The sequence below is a fragment of the Porphyromonas somerae DSM 23386 genome (genome assembly GCF_000372405.1).
In the GTDB taxonomy this organism is placed as follows: Bacteria; Bacteroidota; Bacteroidia; order Bacteroidales; family Porphyromonadaceae; genus Porphyromonas_A; species Porphyromonas_A somerae.
On sequence record NZ_AQVC01000026.1, the window covers coordinates 17,203 to 33,626 of the forward strand.

Genomic DNA, 16,424 nt, shown 5'->3' on the forward strand with positions numbered 1-16,424 from the left:
TAAGCTCCCATCGTCAATGAGCTATCACTGAGGTTAGAGGTGCTGCTGGTGGAGCCAATTGAGGAGGGTGGAGAGGGCTTCTAAGGAGAAGCCTGGGGGCAGGAAAAGGTACTCGCTGGGGTGCCCACTATTGGCGGGGATAAAGAGGTGATTGAGCCCCTCAAGCTCTTTCACGGTGACAGTTGGGGAGGAGGTCGCAAGGCTCCTTATCTGTGACAAGTTTCGTTTCGCTTCCACCTGCATATCCTTACTTCCATTGAGGGCTAGGATTGGACAGGTAATTCGCGGGAGATAGATTGAGGGATCAGTCCTCAAAAATCCTTTATAGAATGGTGTTGAGATAGCTCCAATCATATTTCGTCGGTACTTCTCACTTTGGACCACTCGCTCAGTCTCTATTCGTCGCTCCTCCTTCACTAGTGGCAACACTCTATCAAAGTACTCAGCAATCAGCAGTGAATCACTCGCTCTGCTAGTAGAGTGGTAAGCTATCTTACCAAATAGTTCCTCCGTCACCTGCCCAAAAGCATCCCATTTATCAGGCTCAATCAGATCCGCCATCATCACCTGATTCTGAAAGACAATCGTCTCTATACCATTCACCCCAGGAGCCGCCAAAAGCACTATAAAGTCAACGAGTGAAGGTGAATCAGCAGCCACCATCTGTGCTAGCAGCCCTCCTTCGCTATGTCCTATCACCCCCACCTTTTGATACTTACCTTGCGAATGAAGATAGGTGAGAGCGGCCTCCACATCCACCTCAAAATCGGAGAGCATCGAGGCATTAAATACACCCGTAGAGCGCCCCACCCCTCGCTTATCATACCTTAGCACGGCATAACCCTCACGAGTAAGGTAGTCGGCAATATCATAGAGAGGCTTATGAGGACCAATCTTACTATCCCGATCATTCGGTCCACTACCAGCTACCAAGAGGATCGCCGTGGTGGCACTGCCCTCCAACGGCTCTGTAAGCGTACCCGAAAGCACCACTTCGTCCGAAGGAATCGCCACCTCACTCGCATGGTAAGAAAGCTTCTCATCCTCCTTTATATACTCCCCTCTTACAAGAGTAAGCGGAGCGAATAGTCCTCTTTGGGCAAAAAGCCCCTTGATCGTATCCCCTTGCAAAGTTCCTTGAAACCTAGCCCCTATCGACTCACTCTGCCATCGCACCATTAGAGAATCGGGCTGAAAAACAAACTCATCCACCACTATCCCCTCGGCATTTTGGTCGGGACTATCCAATGACGCCCGATACCCCTCAGCTGTTTCGGAGACATGTAGCACCAAAGGCAATGCATAAGTGGGCGACACCCGCAAATCACCGTGCCAACTACCGACCACTTGGGCATGACACGTCATAGCCCAAAGCGTCAAAGTAAAAAATAATGTCCATCTCATAATAGTGCAATGTAACTGGTTAACTATCAACAAATATAAACAGAATAATCGACATCCATCATCGTAGTACCACCATATCCAGGGGTTACGCGTTAGAAGAAGACGAGTGAAAAAAGCCAGCTACAATAGGGTCAGAAAGGGTCCTTTACAACCAACTGAAATTCAATGCCATACGAAATCGTTTACCGAGATGCAACTAAGCAATCGGCGAGTTGCAACTAAGCAATTGCTGAGATGCAACAAAGCAAATGCTTAGTTGCATCTCGAGTTTTTCCCACTCACATAGAGATTCATAGAGCTGCCTCCTAGTGCGATGGTGAGTACTCGAGTCCATCGCTCTGTCCGTCAGCATGAGTTGCTACTTCCATTGCGACGGATTGAAGCGATACGTTACTCGTGAAATGCCTTGCAATGATTGAGTAGCAGTGGGACAGTGGAGTGTGATTCGTCTCTTTTTTATTATCTTTGTAGGTAAATACTAGTAAGAGGATTTATATGAATCATATTCGAAATTTCTGTATCATAGCGCATATTGACCACGGCAAGAGCACTTTGGCGGACCGTCTTCTGGAGTATACCAATACAGTGGGGGCTAAGGATGCACAAGATCAATTGCTGGACAGCATGGACTTGGAGCGGGAGCGTGGTATTACAATCAAGAGCCATGCGATACAGATGGACTATAATTATAAAGGGGAACAATATACACTGAACCTTATTGATACTCCGGGGCACGTGGACTTCTCGTATGAGGTGAGCCGTTCGATTGCTGCCTGCGAGGGGGCTCTGCTGATCGTGGATGCTTCGCAAGGGGTACAGGCGCAGACGATCTCCAACCTCTATATGGCGATGGAGCACGACCTGACGATTATCCCGGTGCTGAATAAGATAGACCTCCCGAGTGCTATGCCTGAGGAGATGACGGAGGAGCTGGTCAATCTACTGGGGTGTGACGAGGAGGAGATTATCCGTGCCAGTGGCAAGACGGGTGAGGGAGTGGAGGAGATTTTGGCAGCGATTATCGAACGTATTGAGCCACCTAAGGGTGATCCAAAGGCGCCTCTGCAATGCTTGATCTTTGACTCTGTCTTTAACCCTTACCGTGGCATCATTGCCTATTACAAGGTGGTAAATGGCTCGATCAAGACGGGCGACCATGTGAAGTTTGTAGCTACCGGCAAGGAGTACGATGCCGATGAGGTGGGTATCCTACGACTGGATATGGTGCCTAGAAAGGAGATCAAGACGGGCGATGTAGGCTATATCATCTCGGGGATCAAGACCTCTCGCGAGGTGAAGGTGGGGGATACCATTACCCATGTAGAGGAAGGAGCGAAGGAGGGGATTGCTGGCTTTGAGGAGGTGAAGCCGATGGTCTTTGCAGGAGTTTATCCGATTGAGACAGATGAATTTGAAAACCTCCGCACATCGCTGGAGAAGTTGCAGCTGAATGATGCTTCGCTCACCTTTCAGCCAGAGAGCTCTGCCGCCCTTGGCTTTGGCTTTCGCTGTGGTTTCCTAGGGCTGTTGCACATGGAGATTGTGCAGGAGCGACTGGAGAGGGAGTATGATATGAGTGTGATCACGACGGTGCCCAATGTCTCTTATCACGTACACACCAAAAAGGGGCAGAATATTGAGGTGCACAACCCTTCGGGTCTGCCAGATATTGCTGAGATTGACTATATTGAGGAGCCTGTGATACGTGCTTCGGTGATCACCACGACCGACTATATTGGTCCGATAATGACCCTTTGCCTAGGCAAGCGTGGCACGCTGGTGCGACAGGATTATCTCTTTGGCAATCGAGTGGAGCTGATCTACGACCTCCCTTTGGGCGAAATTGTGATCGACTTCTATGACCGTCTGAAGAGTGTCTCACGTGGATATGCCTCCTTTGACTACCACGTGAATGGATTTCAGCAATCTAAATTGGTGAAGGTGGATATCCTACTCAATGGGGAGTCGGTGGATGCCCTCTCGATACTCACGCACGTGGATAATGCCCAAGGAATGGGTAGGCGGATGTGTGAAAAGCTGAAGGAGCTGATACCACGGCAGCAGTTTGACATCGCTGTGCAAGCAGCTATCGGGGCAAAGATCATTGCCCGTGAGACGATAAAGGCGGTGCGTAAGGATGTGACAGCGAAGTGCTACGGTGGTGATATTTCGCGTAAGCGAAAGCTACTGGAGAAGCAGAAGGAGGGTAAGAAGCGAATGAAGCAGGTAGGTAATGTGGAGGTGCCACAAAAGGCCTTCTTGGCAGTATTGAAACTAGACTAAAGGAGGTGCCTATGAGTGTGGAGCAATATACAACTGCCGCGTATGACTACGGTGATCTAGAGGGGGGCAAGATCCTGAAGACCAAAGGAATTGCTAAGGAGCTGGGGAAAGGGGTCCCTCCCAATAATATTGAGGTGGAGCAGCTGGTGCTGGGTGCCCTTATCCTGGAGCGAGATGCCTTTCCTCTGGTGGGGGAGATCTTGACGCCCGACTGCTTTTATGACACAAAGAACCGCTATGTGTTTGAGGCAATACGTCAGCTTGCCCTAGAAGAGAAGCCGATCGATGCACAGACCGTGGTGGAGCAGCTAAAGCTAATGGATAAGTTATCGGTGACGAATGGCTTGGTCTATGTAGCGGAGCTGGCTTCGCTAGTGAATAGCACGGCTCACCTAGAGTTTCACGCTCGCCTGCTATTTGATAAAAAGATACAGCGCGACCTCATCTCCTTTGGTAATGATGTGATCGGCAATGCCTTTGACGAGACGATTCCGATCACCGACACCATGCAAGATGCCGAGCAACAGCTCTTTGAAATCACCCAAGGGACTGATAGCAATGAGGTGGTGCCTATCGGAGATATTGTGCCAAAGATTATCCAAAAAATGAATGACCTCGCTTCTGGTACGGCGGATGCACACGGGGTCCCTTCGGGCTTCCCTGAGATAGATGAGATTACTTTTGGCTGGCACCCTTCAGACTTGGTGATTATTGCTGCACGTCCAGCGATGGGAAAGACCGCTTTTGTCCTCTCCATGGCACGCAACATCGCGGTGGAGCACAAAACTCCTGTGGCAATATTTAGCCTAGAGATGAGCGAGGATCAGTTGGCGAACCGACTGGTGGTGAACCATACAGAGATTCCCAATGATGACATCAAGAGGGGCAACCTTACTCCTCAGCAAATGGCCACTCTAGAGCAGAGAATTGGCACCCTCGAGCAGGCACCTCTGTATATTGATGATACGGCGGGGCTATCGGTATTTGACCTCCGAAGCAAAGCACGCCGATTGGTTCGTCAGAATGGCGTGAAGGTGGTGATTATTGACTACCTCCAGCTGATGACGGCTAGTGGCATCAAAAGCAATGCCAATCGTGAGCAGGAGGTGAGTACCGTATCGCGCTCGCTGAAGCAATTAGCTAAGGAGCTCAATATCACGGTGATTGCCCTCTCGCAGCTTAATCGTGGAGTGGAGAATAGGCCTAAGGAGGGAAAGCGACCTCAGCTCTCCGACCTCCGTGAGTCGGGAGCGATAGAGCAGGATGCCGATATGGTCTGCTTTCTTCACCGCCCCGAGTACTACGGCATTATGGAGGATGAGGAAGGGCGGAGCATGAAGGGGATGGCGGAGTTTATCATCGCCAAGCACCGTAATGGTCGCGTAGATACCGTATTGCTACGCTTCATTGATACCATCATCAAGTTTGCAAGTAGCCAAGGGATGCACTTTGCACAGAATGGCACTACTTTTGATAGCAAGATGAACCACCCCTCTACTTCAATGACCCAGGAACAAGACCCTCTAGCTAGTGATGCTCCAAATACAGGCTTCACCATCTAGTTTTTCTCGGGAATATCACTAAAAATAGTTACCTTTGTGAGAGAAAGAAAACCAAAGACCAAAACTAATAAATATTATGGCAGATCTATCCACACTATACGCACAGAAACTGAGGCTAAAGAGCCCTTTTATCGTAGCTAGCTCGGGACTTACTAAAGATATCCGACAGATACAACAGTTGGAAAAGGCTGGGGCAGGAGCCATTGTGCTCAAGTCAATCTTTGAGGAGCAGATAGAGCAGGAGATAACTAAGATGACCGATGAGAGTGTCGGTGGTTATCACGACTCTACGGCAATGGACTACCTTCAGCACTATGTGAAGGGGCACGCACTGAAGACGCATATCGACCTTATTAAGGAGGCAAAACGATGCATTACAGCACCGATAATTGCTAGTGTCAATGCCTACAAGTCGGATAGCTGGGTGGAGTATGCACAGGAGCTGATCGAGGCTGGCGCCAATGCTCTGGAGTGCAATGTAATGAGGATTGAGAGCAAGGTGGCTCAGCCTTGGGGCGCTTCGGAGGAGGACCTGATTCAAATGGTACGCTCTCTGCGTAAGCAAATGGAGGATACCCCTATCATCATCAAGCTAAGTAAGTACTATACGAATATCATTCGCCTTTGTCGCGACCTTAAGCTCGCAGGGGCTGATGGGGTGGTGCTCTTCAATCGCACCTTCATGCCCGATATTGATATTGAGAAGGAGAAGATCACGGTGGGTTCGGTGCTGAGCCATGAGGGCTCTTATTCCGATACGCTTCGCTATGCAGCATTGGTGCGTGGGGCAGTGCCTGAGCTTTCGATCGCTCTCTCCAATGGGCCACGCAATGGCGAGGATCTTGTGAAGGGACTCCTTTCAGGAGCTGATGGGGTGCAATTTGCTTCGGCACTTTATAAGGGTGGAGCAGAGGTGATCCGTGAGGCGAATCAATTCCTTTCCGACTGGATGGATCGTAAGCAGTACCACCATATCAATGAGTTTAAGGGTAAGCTAGCAGCCACTCGTGTAGACCACGCTACGATGTACCAGAGAAGCCAATTTATGCGCTACTATGCGAGCGAAGATGCCAATCCTACCCAAGTAACCAACCTAGGGCGACCAGACTACTCACAACTATAAGATAGAGTACTCCCTATGCCAATCGTGCCAAAGCCCTCTGACTTACTCGGGCAGGAGCATCTAGTAGCACACTTTGCTAGCCAAATAGAGGCTGGTGAATTGCCACATGCGATACTTCTGACGGGGGAAGAGGGAGGAGAGGCCTTTCCGCTCTCCTTGGTATTGGCACAGCAAATACTTTGTGAGGAGCTCACCCCCGAAGGCCATCCTTGTGGCAAGTGCCACTCCTGCCGGCAGATGGCGGAGCTGCAGCACCCTGACATCACACTGGTTTTCCCGGTGATTAAGGCTCAGGAAGGGAAGGAGTTTACCTCGGAGATGATGCTGGAGCCATTTAGGGAGTTGATCGGAAAGTACCGCAGGTTCACTACGCTTGAATGGCGAGAGCAACTAGATGCTGGCAATAAGCAGCCTCAGATAATGGTGGCCGAGGCGGAGCGATTAATTCACAATACCTCGCTGCGCTCTTTCAAAAGTCAGTATCAGGTAATCCTTATTTGGCAACCTGAGACGATGCGTACCGAGACGGCCAATAAGCTACTGAAGCTCCTCGAAGAACCGCCAAAGGGAGTGGTATTCATTATGGTTTCGCATAGTCCGCACCGACTTTTACCTACCATCATCAGCCGTCTGCAGAAGGTGGCGGTACCAAAGATTCCCGATTCTATGCTTATTGAATACCTAGTGCAGAAAGAGTCTGTCACAGAGGAGGAAGCGGCTGAGCTCGCTCATTTGGCACAGGGCAACCTCTACAAAGCCTTACAGCTAAAAGAGGGAAATGGGCTATTCAAAGGCCAGTTGGAGGCACTGCAGTTTCTACAACTCCCCCTACAAAGACACCCTAAGCCTCTACTCGAGGCAGCCCAAGAGTATGCCAAGATGGATCGCCCTGAAGTGATAGCCCTACTCGATTCTCTGCCTAAGTTACTACGAGAGTTATTGGCACTTCAATATGGCTCGGACGATGTGGTCTTCCTTCCAAGTAAAATAGTGGATGAGGCAAAAGTGGTTTCGATGGCTCTACCATTGGAGAAATACACCAGAGTAATGGACGAACTGACTGACGCTAAGCTAGAGATACTACAAAATGGCAACGTGACGATGGTCCTCTTTGACCTCCTCCTCACGCTCACACGGATATATCAAAAATAAGTATTTGTAAACTTTATGAAAAGAATTTCACTACTCATCATTGCACTTCTTGCCTTCAGCATGGGGGTTTCGGCTCAAAGTAAGACGAAAGTAGCCTATCACGGACGAGGACTCACAATCAAGGGGACGAAAGGATTTAAGCTCAAGGTGTCCAACACCTACACTCTGGATGGAGTTGCCTTTGCACCCACATTTGATGCTTCCCAAGCGACCTTGGACAATCAACCATTTGAGATAAAGCCAAATATTGCCTTTACTAACCTCCAAACCAACCTGTCGGGAGACTTCTCTAAGCGGTGGGGATTTGAGTTTCATATCAATTATGCTCAAAACAAGATCAACCTCCTCAATATGCTCCTCGACTATCGCTTCAATGACAACCTGAAGTTGCGCATGGGGCAGATGAAGGTGCCAGGGCCAATGAGCCAAAACTACGGAACGGGTACCGCTATGAATGTAGCTACTCCAATGGGGCTCTCAATGGCTTCGGCTCGCCGCTTGGGTTTGGGGCTATTTTACAATACAGGTCGCCTCTACTCCGCTATAGGAGCTTACTCCATCAACCTCAATGAGTATGCTGGTAGCTCTCTACCCAAACGACCTGAAGTAGGTGTGGCAGGGCGCTTTACCTACAATGTACTCAATAATCGCCATCAAAAGCTTCTACTTGGCACCAATATCTATTGGATGCGGATGCAGGGCGGTGAATTCAATCAGTCGGGTGCTATAGGTATTGAGACTCCAGCCTCCAATGCTCGCTTCATTAGGTATTACCACTCCAATACCACTAGCCAACTCAATTATGGCCTAGAGCTAGCTTATCAAAACCGCAATTTCCTTATAACTGCGGAAGGACTTGGAACCAACTTCTTCAGAAGTTCCGACCTCTCTACGCCACAGTATGCAGGGTGGAACGTACGTGCGAGCTATACCGTTCTCGGCAATCCTCGCAGATACAATGCCTCTATGGCCGACTTCTCTGGTTCGCCATACAATGGCAAGCAGGCACTTGAGATAGGGGTGCGCAGCTCGGGTATTTACTACAATGATCATGAGGGGATTGAGGCTTTAGCAGGCTACAGTGTCGGTGCCTTTGCCAATTATTGGACCACCTCTCATCTCTGCTTTTCACTACTCGCCAATTATATTGACCATCATAAGGACTTCAAGAGCAACTATACCATTAGTAACCTAGATAGCTTCAAGGGGCTAGACTTTATGGTATTCCAAGGTCGCGTGACCATACTATTCTAATGGCCATACTACAAGTAGACAATCTATCCAAAAGCTTCGGCATACTGAAGCTATTTGAAGGGCTCAACTTCTCAATTGAAAAGGGACAGAAGGTGGGTCTTATCGCACCAAATGGTGCGGGTAAGACTACCCTTCTCCGCATATTGGTGGGACTAGAACCTTCCGACTCGGGCGAAGTGATCACTCAGAGAGACCTCAAGATTGCCTACCTTCCACAGCGAAGCGACTTCACCACCTACCCCGATATCCTCACCGCCAGCCTGAGTGGCATTGCTCCAGAGCTACGGGAGGTGATCGTGGAGTACGAAGCAGCGGTCAAAGGCGGTGATACCGACCAAATCAATCGGGCGATAGCACGGATGGATCAGCTAGATGGCTGGAGTATAGAGCAGGAGCTACAGGCCCTCCTCTCCCAGCTCAATCTAGGCAGTCCACACCGTAGTACCCAAGGGCTATCGGGAGGGGAAAGCAAGCGGATTGCTCTCGCCTCCGTCCTCCTAAGGCAACCCGATATTTTCATCCTTGATGAGCCAACCAACCACCTTGACCCTGGCACCGTGGAGTGGCTGGAGCAGTACCTAGCCACCTCCAATGCAGCACTCTTGATGGTGACACACGACCGCTACTTCCTCGATCAGGTATGCGACACCATCATAGAGATGGATGGCGGGCAAATCTATAGCTACGAAGGAAACTACACCCTCTACCTACAGAAGCGAGCAGAGCGACTAGAGCAACTAGAGAGCGAACAAGCCACTCTACGCAATCGCTACCGTACCGAGCTAGAGTGGATGCGACGAATGCCTCAAGCCCGAGGGACAAAGGCAAAGTATCGCAAAGATGCTTTCCACGAACTCAAAGGGCAACTCACCCATATTCAGCACCACCAAGGGCCTCAGCTCGAGAGCCAATCGGTCTATATCGGAAAGAAGATATTTGAGGCAGAGCACATCAGCAAAAGCTATGGTGAGCGTCCTATTATCAAGGACTTCTCCTACAACTTCGCCCGCCGTGATCGTGTAGGTGTTATCGGTCCAAATGGGGCAGGCAAGACCACCTTGATACGACTGATTATGCAAGAGATTGAACCGACCTCAGGCACTATAGAGGTAGGTGAGACCGTTCGCTTTGGCTATTTCTCTCAGATTCCTCCCACCTTTCCCGAAGGCAAGAAGGTGATAGAGGTGGTCACTGACATTGCGGAGCACGTAGTAGGCAGAAGCGGGGCGGAGCATAGTGCTATGCAACTCTTGAATCGCTTCCTATTTCCACCAAAGCGACAGCAAGACTATGTATCGCTCCTTAGTGGAGGCGAACGGCGAAGGCTTCAACTCTGCACCGTGCTGATGCAACATCCCAACTTTCTAGTCCTCGATGAGCCAACTAACGACCTTGATATCCCCACTCTACAAGTGCTGGAAGAGTACCTAGTTCAGTTTGATGGGTGCCTACTTGTAGTCTCCCACGACCGCTACTTTATGGACCGTATCACGGAGCACCTCTTTGTACTAGAGGGCGATGGCACGGTCAGGGACTTCCCTGGCAATTACACCGATTATCGCCTTCAAAAAAAGGAAAGCCCTAAGGTAGAAAGCTCCACAAAGCAAGAGAAGGAGCCAACCACCAAGCGACCACCGAGAGAGAAAAAGGCGAAGCTCTCCTACAAGGAGCAACGAGAGTTGGAACAGCTGACTGAGCAACTCCCGCTACTCGAAAAGCAACTCCAAGAGATCGAGACCACTATGAATAGCGGCACCGCCACTCCACAAGAGTTGGTAGAGCTGGCCGAGCAATACAGCACCACTAAAGAGACCCTCGACTCTGCCGAACTGCGATGGCTTGAACTCTCTGAGATCGAAGGGTAAATATAGCCATTCACCCCACCCTCCATACACATATCAACAGGTCAGCAACGCAATAGTTAAGTTAATATGAGTGCAGTCTGCCAGCAATGCTAGGCGGACTGCACTCATATTATATAAGGGAGTGATTAGTTACCCCTTAGTCATCTCCTTAGGAGTACCCGTAGTATTTTCAAGCAAGGCAGAGACATTGCGTCCATTGATCTCCTGGAATACCGAGAGCTCAAAGACATTAATCACCGCTAGAAGGTGGTCAAAGATATCACTTTGGATACCCTCATACTCTACCCACGCAGTAGTGTTGGTAAAGAAGTAAAGCTCCAAAGGCAATCCTTGTGCAGTAGGTTGCTGCTGACGCACCATACAGGTGAATGTCTTATGCACATTGGCATGATTCTTCAGATAAAGCTCAATGTATCTACGGTAAAGACCCACATTAGTGAGCGAACGACGATCATACGAGTTTTCAAGTCCCTTAGCCTTGTTATCCGCTGTAATCTCAGCCAACGCCGTTTCAATATAGTCGTTAAGCAGTGGTGAAGTACGTAGCTTTTCTATAAGTCGGTCACTCGCATACTTGATGCTCTGCATATCTACATAGATAGAGCGCTTCACACGCCTACCGCCAGCCTCCTGCATAGGTCGCCAATTTTGTACTGCCTCAGTAAGCATACTATAGGGTGGTACGGTGGAGACCGTCATATCAAAGTTTCGCACCTTGATCGTAGCTAGTGAAATGTCTATCACATCGCCATCTACCCCAAACTTAGGCACCGTGATCCAATCTCCCACACGAATCATATCATTGCTAGAGAGCTGAATACTTGCCACAAAGCCTAGGATGGTATCCTTGAAGACCAACATCAGTACAGCAGAAAGAGCAGTAAGACCAGCACCAATAGCCGTCATATCAATCTTAAAGAGCACTGAAATGATCAGCAATATAGCGATAAAGTAGACGATGCCCTTAAAGACCTGAAAGAGGTTAATAAAGGGACTATTCCCATACTTTGGTGACTGAATCATACTACGACGACCCGCGTCCAAAAGCTGGGCTATCAGCTGAGCCACCATCCAAGTCACTGCTACACTACAGAGAGCCTTCAGAATATTGTACCATACAGAAGGCTCCTGCCACACCACTACTAGCAAACTAGAAAGGATAGAGATGGAGACAATCGATATCAGCTTCTGAATAATCTTGGTATTAATAGTGCGCTCCCCTTTGAGGAAAGAAACACGCTCCATCAATCGGGGAACGGTGCGGACAAATAGCAAACGAAGTAAGAACCACAGCAGGACTACAAAACCAAGGACAATCCCTAGGCTTAGGAGGTCGTGCATAAAGGTACCATCCTCCAACCCTGGATTAATGGCATTCACAATCTTATCTAGTAGCACCCGCACATCATTCATCGGGTACAGCTTCTCTACTATCGCCTCATCAATTGTTTCTGGGTGCGTCAGCATCGTTTCAGTTGTTTCGGTCATAACTTCTTATATCTTATTTCAAATTCTCTACTGCTATTGGTAGTAATATCATCTTTCAAAATAGTATCCTCTATCAGCATTTGGATAGGCCGGTCAAAGCTATCCAGCAGATAGGAGATATGTGACTGCCTATGATAGTTTGGCCCAGATACCGACATTGTACGGAGGAAGTGTCGGCTCCTAGTCCCCATTACATAGTTACACATCATCTCCTCACCAAACCCCTTCACAAAGAGGTTGATATCAGGGAATAGGTAGTTCTCCTTATCTCTATAATAGGTCATCTTTTCACGTGTTTCCCCACCATAGGAGATCCCATCAAGGTTGCCCTCACTCCAATACATCTTAGTAGCAGCATCTCCCGAGGTAAGCTGCGACAGCTCAGCTCCATTGATAGTAGCATCCCATCGCTCCTCCTTACCATTCTTAGAGCGTCGTACTATAGAGGTTACCACATCATAGCTATTAAGGAAGATCGAGACTATCTCCTCTGGACACTCATTATCATTGAGATAGCGACAGACCTCCACATAATCCTCCAAGAATTCAAAAGTTAGGTGATTCTCCGAAAAGATAGCTCCATACTTATCTAGTGACTGTTGAGTAGCTATTTTGCATCGTTCCTCATCATCCCAGTCAAAGAGCCACCGCTCCGACTTCATCCCGTCAGTAATCACAAGTACCTGATCAATAAGAGGGGAGTAATTGCCCTTCAAAGCTTGGTATTTACGGAGATACTGTCGGGCCAAGTAGGTCCCTAGAGCGACACCCGCTCCTACGCCTAGTAGTTTTGCTACATTTATCTTGCCCATAATTATTATTTACCTATATATAAGTCATTCTCAATTACGTATAGCAAATATACAAAATTAATAGTAATTGCCTTTCACAGAACAATAAATACCTCAGGGTTACGTAATAGGAAGTTCACGCTATATGTTTTTTAGCGGGGAGTCTATGAGTAAGGACCTCGGCAGAGATCCGTGCTAAATAGGCACAGGTCATTCGGGGTTTTGCTCCTCCAACGCGTGCCTTTTTAAGAGGGAACTCTCCGAGGTCCTTACTCAATTATCCTTAACAGTTTGAATATCATCATTCGTGCAACAGCCTCAAAGTGGTCAAAAGTTTAGTTGCAACTAAGCAATTGCTTTGTTGCAACTCGGCATTTGCTTAGTTGCAACTCGTCGATCGCTTAGTTGCAACTCAGTTTTCGCTTTTATATAGTATTGAATATCAGCTTATTATAAATGGGCTTTTTAGCCATTACTTTCTCCTATTTTATAGGGTCATTAACTTATGAATATACTCCTAATGCGTAACCCCTGATAAATACCTAAAAGTAGTGGCTCAAATCTTAGAGTTATCTAGTAGATTTGTAGCATTAATTTTTTTGTGTGCGTCGGAAGTTAGCTAGCCGATGCACCATAACTAATGATACTTAAAACCAGATGAGAAAAGTAAAGCTTATTAGTCCAGTATGGTGGCTCTCTATGATCGCCACCCTACTGCTAATATCCCCTGCCATTGCAGCTGAACCAGAGAGCAACCAGCAATCCACCGATGCCAATATCATAGGCCACGTACTCGATAAAAAGAGTCGCGAGCACCTCATCGGCATCATCATCAAAATAAAGCATAGCCCTTATGGTGCCACCACCGATGCGTCGGGGCACTACTTCCTTCGCAACCTCAAGCCCAACACCTACACTATAGAGGTATCAGGCGTTGGGTATAAGAGCGAGCAACGGACAGTGAAGGTAGCTCCCGGAAAGACACTCGAGGTGAACTTTGAGCTAGAGGAAGATGTCTTTGACCTCAACGAGGTAGTCGTCACCTCCAATCGTCAGCAGACCCTTCGCCGCTACGCCCCCACACTGGTCAGCGTGATTGATGACAAAGTCTTCAAAGTGGCGAATGCGGTGAGCCTATCACAAGGACTCACCTTCCAACCAGGCATTAGGGTGGAGAACAACTGCCAGAATTGTGGCTTCAGCCAAGTGCGCATCAATGGTCTTGACGGACGCTTCTCCCAGATACTGATTGATAGCCGCCCAGTCTTCAGTGCACTCGCTGGAGTCTACGGACTGGAGCAATTACCAATGAATATGATAGAGCGCGTAGAGGTAGTCAGAGGTGGTGGCTCCGCACTATACGGCTCGAGCGCCATCGCAGGAGTGATCAATATCATCACTCAGGCACCTGTAGCCAATAGCTATAGCTTCTTCAATAATCTCACCCTCACAGGGATGAAAGATCCCGACCACACTCTAGGCTTCAACGCCTCTATTGTAGGTGCCGACGGACGTATCGGTGCAGTGGTCTTCGGACAAGCTAGAGACCGCAAGCCGTGGGATAAAGATGGAGATGGCTTTAGTGAGTTAGGCAAACTTCGCTCACGCTCCCTCGGCACCGTCGGACATATTCGGTTCTCAGAGTTTGATAAGATGAGTGCCGAGATCCATGCGCTACAGGAATACCGTAGGGGTGGCGACCGAATGGACCTCCCCGTTCACGCTGCTGCAGTAACAGAGCAGACCGATCATACCATCTACAGCGGACAGCTCAAGTACAGTCATCAATCGTTTGACCTCCGTCACCACCTTCAGCTATTCGTGTCGGGTCAGGTCGTAAGACGCCAGAGCTACTACGGTGGTATCGGTGAAGAGAATGTAGGGAAGCTTGGCTTCATTCCCAAAGAAGAATTTGGCGTCAACTTCGGGAACACCCATGGAGATACCTATTTAGCCGGGCTACAATACAATTACGATTGGGACCACTTCCCCATCGCCCCCGCTAAAATCCTACTCGGTGCAGAATACGCCTATGACCACCTCAAGGATACGATGCCGATTCGCTCCTGGGAGCTTGATAACACAGGCAATGCCTCTCTCTACCCAACTGTAGAGCAAAAGATCCACAACTGGAGCCAAATAGCACAGCTGGAGTGGGGCAATGAGGCGTGGAGCGTGCTGCTAGGTGCCAGACTAGATGAGCACTCTGCCGTACGCAATAGCAAGGGAGCGATCAAGCCGATCCTCAGCCCACGTGCCACCCTTCGCTACAATCCTTCCGATCAAGTCAATCTTCGACTGAGCTACGCCCAAGGATTCCGTGCCCCTCAGCTCTTCGATGAAGATCTGCATGTAAGCATCGTGGGTGGAGAGTCGCAAAGGGTATTTAATAACCCCGACCTCAACCCAGAGTACAGCCATAGTCTTAGCCTGAGTGCCGACACCTATTTTAGCCTTGGCTCAGCCCAAGCCAACCTACTCGTAGAGGGTTTCTACACCCGCCTACTAGGTGCTTTTACCACCGAGGAGCGATCGGACCAATCCAAAGATGGGTTCAAGATGTACGAGCGCATCAATGGTTCGGATGCTCAGGTATACGGCACCAACCTTGAGGGAAAAATCAAGTGGAAAAAGCTCAGCCTACAAGCTGGCATCACACTAGCAAAGAGCCAGTGGGACGAAGCTCAGGAATGGGGCATCCGCACCGCCCTACTCGGTGAGACAGCGGAGACTGCCAAAGAGATCAACACTTTAGAGGATCATGGACCAAGTGCCCTTACTGGATTCAATCCGAATGGAGACAAGATAGGACTCAATAGCAAGGAGATGCTACGCACGCCCAATATCTACGGCTACTTCACAGCTACCTACAGCCCCATCTCCAATCTAAACATCTCCTGCACCCTCAATTATACTGGGCAGATGTACACTCCGCACGTTGTCACGATAGGACAAAAAGCAGCTATTATCGACCGCGAGCTAGTAGCCACTGGCAAGCGTCCCGACACCTCAAAGCTAGAGCAGGCACCACGATGGGATCGCCTAGAGCATACCCCACGCTTCTTCGACCTTGGCACAAAGATCAGCTACGACTTCCCTATCTTCAACACCTCTTGCATTGAGGTCTATGTAGGGATGAACAACATTCTGAATGCCTTCCAAAGCGACTTCGACCTAGGAGGCAATCGCGATAGTGCCTACATATATGGTCCTACCCTTCCAAGGTCCATCTACACAGGTCTCAAGATAGAGATCTAAAAAAGGAGTAACGCCACCAGCACTACCCTAACCCCATATCTGCCGAATTAATCTCTCCTCAAAGATTTTTTCAAGCAAAGGGTTTGTAGGTTTCAAATTTTGTGGTATCTTTGCCACACGAAACTAACGAAGGGTAGTTCGGGCGTGAAATTCTTCCATAGCTCAGTTGGTTAGAGCATCTGACTGTTAATCAGAGGGTCCTTGGTTCAAGTCCAAGTGGAAGAGCATCTTTTATTAGGAAGAA

The 16,424-nt window shown here is 48.8% G+C and carries 10 protein-coding genes and 1 tRNA gene; 8 read left to right on the top strand and 3 right to left on the bottom strand.

Annotation, left to right across the window (positions count from 1 at the left end; translation table 11 throughout):
- Positions 1 to 33: 33 nt before the first annotated feature.
- On the bottom strand, positions 34 to 1,404 hold the full coding sequence (locus tag A3GK_RS0106185) for an alpha/beta hydrolase (RefSeq protein ID WP_040576029.1): 1,371 nt from the start codon (positions 1,402 to 1,404) through the stop codon (positions 34 to 36).
- 495 nt (positions 1,405 to 1,899) lie between these two features.
- On the opposite strand from A3GK_RS0106185, the gene lepA reads away from it, so the two are divergent.
- The 6 genes from lepA to A3GK_RS0106215 all read left to right on the top strand — a co-directional run bounded on the left by lepA (position 1,900) and on the right by A3GK_RS0106215 (position 10,643).
- On the top strand, positions 1,900 to 3,687 hold the full coding sequence (gene lepA, locus A3GK_RS0106190) for a translation elongation factor 4 (RefSeq protein WP_018028604.1): 1,788 nt from the start codon (positions 1,900 to 1,902) through the stop codon (positions 3,685 to 3,687).
- Positions 3,688 to 3,698: 11 nt separating this feature from the next.
- Positions 3,699 to 5,249, top strand: a complete 1,551-nt coding sequence (dnaB, locus tag A3GK_RS0106195) for a replicative DNA helicase (protein WP_018028605.1) — start codon at positions 3,699 to 3,701, stop codon at positions 5,247 to 5,249.
- Positions 5,250 to 5,325: 76 nt separating this feature from the next.
- A complete protein-coding gene (locus A3GK_RS0106200; RefSeq protein WP_018028606.1) occupies positions 5,326 to 6,372 on the top strand; it encodes a dihydroorotate dehydrogenase-like protein in 1,047 nt (348 codons plus the stop codon).
- A gap of 15 nt (positions 6,373 to 6,387) precedes the next feature.
- On the top strand, positions 6,388 to 7,524 hold the full coding sequence (locus tag A3GK_RS0106205; RefSeq protein ID WP_018028607.1) for a DNA polymerase III subunit: 1,137 nt from the start codon (positions 6,388 to 6,390) through the stop codon (positions 7,522 to 7,524).
- 15 nt (positions 7,525 to 7,539) lie between these two features.
- Entirely contained in the window at positions 7,540 to 8,778 is a 1,239-nt protein-coding gene (locus A3GK_RS0106210) for a porin (protein WP_018028608.1), read from the top strand.
- Positions 8,778 to 10,643, top strand: coding sequence for an ABC-F family ATP-binding cassette domain-containing protein (locus tag A3GK_RS0106215; RefSeq protein ID WP_018028609.1), 1,866 nt, complete (start codon positions 8,778 to 8,780; stop codon positions 10,641 to 10,643). The genes A3GK_RS0106210 and A3GK_RS0106215 overlap by 1 nt, the downstream gene beginning before the upstream one ends.
- Positions 10,644 to 10,772: 129 nt before the next feature.
- Here A3GK_RS0106215 and A3GK_RS0106220 read toward each other — a convergent pair whose 3' ends face one another.
- Both A3GK_RS0106220 and A3GK_RS0106225 read right to left on the bottom strand, forming a co-directional pair.
- Positions 10,773 to 12,131 carry a mechanosensitive ion channel family protein gene (locus tag A3GK_RS0106220; RefSeq protein WP_018028610.1) on the bottom strand — a complete coding sequence of 453 codons (1,359 nt, stop codon included), beginning with the start codon at positions 12,129 to 12,131 and terminating at the stop codon, positions 10,773 to 10,775.
- Positions 12,128 to 12,943, bottom strand: a complete 816-nt coding sequence (locus A3GK_RS0106225) for a hypothetical protein (RefSeq protein WP_018028611.1) — start codon at positions 12,941 to 12,943, stop codon at positions 12,128 to 12,130. The genes A3GK_RS0106220 and A3GK_RS0106225 overlap by 4 nt, the downstream gene beginning before the upstream one ends.
- A gap of 636 nt (positions 12,944 to 13,579) precedes the next feature.
- Here A3GK_RS0106225 and A3GK_RS0106230 point away from each other — a divergent pair.
- Complete coding sequence (locus tag A3GK_RS0106230) at positions 13,580 to 16,180, top strand: TonB-dependent receptor (protein WP_018028612.1); 2,601 nt, start codon at positions 13,580 to 13,582, stop codon at positions 16,178 to 16,180.
- A gap of 151 nt (positions 16,181 to 16,331) precedes the next feature.
- A tRNA-Asn gene (locus A3GK_RS0106235) sits at positions 16,332 to 16,405 on the top strand.
- Positions 16,406 to 16,424: the final 19 nt, after the last annotated feature.